Genomic DNA, 1,904 nt, shown 5'->3' on the forward strand with positions numbered 1-1,904 from the left:
AGCCCAGGTCCTTGGCGATGATCGTCTTCATGACCTCGCTGGTGCCGCCGTAGATCCTGCTGACGCGGGTGTCGGCGTACAGCCGCGCGATGGGGTACTCCAGCATGTAGCCGTAGCCGCCGTGGAGTTGGAGGCAGCGGTCGATGACCCGCCCGGCGACCTCGCTGCCGAAGAGCTTGATCTTGGCGGCGTCGGCGGCGGACAGCTCCCCCGCGTCGTCCAGTTCGATGCCCTTGTCCACCATGGCCTGGGCGGCCTCGACCTCGGTGGCGCACTCGGCGAGCACGAACTTGGTGTTCTGGAAGGCGGCCACCGGCTTGCCGAAGACAGTCCGCTCCCGGACGTACTCCCGGGTGAAGCGGATGGCGGCGCGGGCGGTGGAGACCCCGCCGACACCGATCGAGAGCCGCTCACGGGCCAGGTTCCGGCCCAGGTAGGAGAAGCCCTCGCCGACCTCGCCGAGGACGTTCTCGACGGGGACGCGGACATCGGTGAAGGAGAGTTCGGAGGTGTCGGAGGCGCGCAGTCCGATCTTGTCGAGCTTGCGGCCGTAGGCGAAGCCCTCGCTGTCGGTGGCGACGACCAGGAGGGTCAGCCCATGGCGCCGGTTCTCCGGGGTGGGCGCGGAGGTACGGGCGACGACGAGGCAGAGTTCGGAGTTCCGGGCGCCGGTGATGAAGGTCTTCGCCCCGTTGAGGACGTAGTGGGAGCCGTCCTCGGAGAGGGTGGCGGTGGTGCGTACCCCGGCGAGGTCGGAGCCGGTGCCGGGTTCGGTCATGGCGATGCAGAGACAGATGTCGCCGCTGGCGACCCCGGGCAGCCAGCGCTTCCGCTGCTCGTCGTCGGCGAGATGGAGCAGATAGGGCAGGACGATGCCGGTGTTGACCGTGTAGTGGCCGAACGAGACGGCGGCGCGGGCGACCTCCTCGGCGATCACGGTCTGGTACTTGTAGCTGGTCCGGCCGGAGCCGCCGTACTCCTCCGGGATGCCGAAGCCGAGCGCGCCGATGGCGCCGAGCTTGCGGTAGAAGTCGCGGGGGACGAGGTTGTCGGCCTCCCACCGGTCGTAGTGGGGGGTGACCTCCTTGGCGATGAAGGCGCGGATCATCGCGCGGAACGCCTCGTGGTCCTCGTTGTAGAGCGTGCGCTTCATGAGGGGTCCTCTTCGTGTGAGTGCTGCTGAGATCTGTCGAGTGCTGTCGGGTTCCGCCGGACGTGCCGCCAGGGCGCGGGCCGGGAAACGGGTGATCCAGGTCAGCGGAGCGGCCCCGGGCCGGAGTACGTCTCCGGAGCAGTCCGGACCCGGCGGGAGGGTGGCGATCCCCGCGGGCCGTTCGGTCGTCACCGCAGGCGCTCCGGGCCCGCGACCGGGACGGGCCCGCGGCCGGGACGGTTCCGTGACCGGTGACGGCCCGGCTCCCGGCGAGGGCTCAGCGCGAGCCGCCGTCCACGGTGAGGCACTGTCCGGAGACATAGTCGGAGTCCGGGGTGCAGAGCAGATAGACCGCCCCGGCGGCCTCGGTGGGGGTTCCGGGGCGCCCGAAGGGGTTGGTACGGGAGACGGCGGCGGCGATCTGCGGGCTGACGCCGACCTTGATCCGGCGGCCCTCGATCTCCACGAAGCTCTCGTCCTCGGCGGTGGCCTCGGTCATCCGGGTCAGGATGAAGCCGAAGGCGACCGCGTTCACATTCACCCGGTAACGGCCCCACTCCTTCGCCAGCGTCTTCGTCAGACCGACGATCCCGGCCTTGGCGGAGGAGTAGTTCGCCTGCCCCGGGTTTCCGTACAGCCCGGATACGGAGGACACGTTGACGACCTTGCGGTGGTACGGAACGGGATGGGCCTTCAGATAGGGCTGCGCGGCCCGGAGGATCCGGAACGGCGCCTTCAGATGCACATCCAG

General features: G+C 69.7%; 2 protein-coding genes. Both read right to left on the minus strand.

The features are described 5' to 3' along the window. Positions 1 to 1,153, minus strand: a 1,153-nt coding sequence (locus tag ACFVIM_RS34925) for an acyl-CoA dehydrogenase family protein (RefSeq protein ID WP_384310347.1), incomplete at its 3' end; no start/stop codon positions are given. Positions 1,154 to 1,430: 277 nt separating this feature from the next. Then, on the minus strand, positions 1,431 to 1,904 hold a 474-nt coding region (locus tag ACFVIM_RS34930; RefSeq protein ID WP_384310350.1), incomplete at its 5' end, for an SDR family NAD(P)-dependent oxidoreductase.

The organism is Streptomyces sp. NPDC057638 (genome assembly GCF_042800315.1).
Taxonomy (GTDB): Bacteria; Actinomycetota; Actinomycetes; order Streptomycetales; family Streptomycetaceae; genus Streptomyces.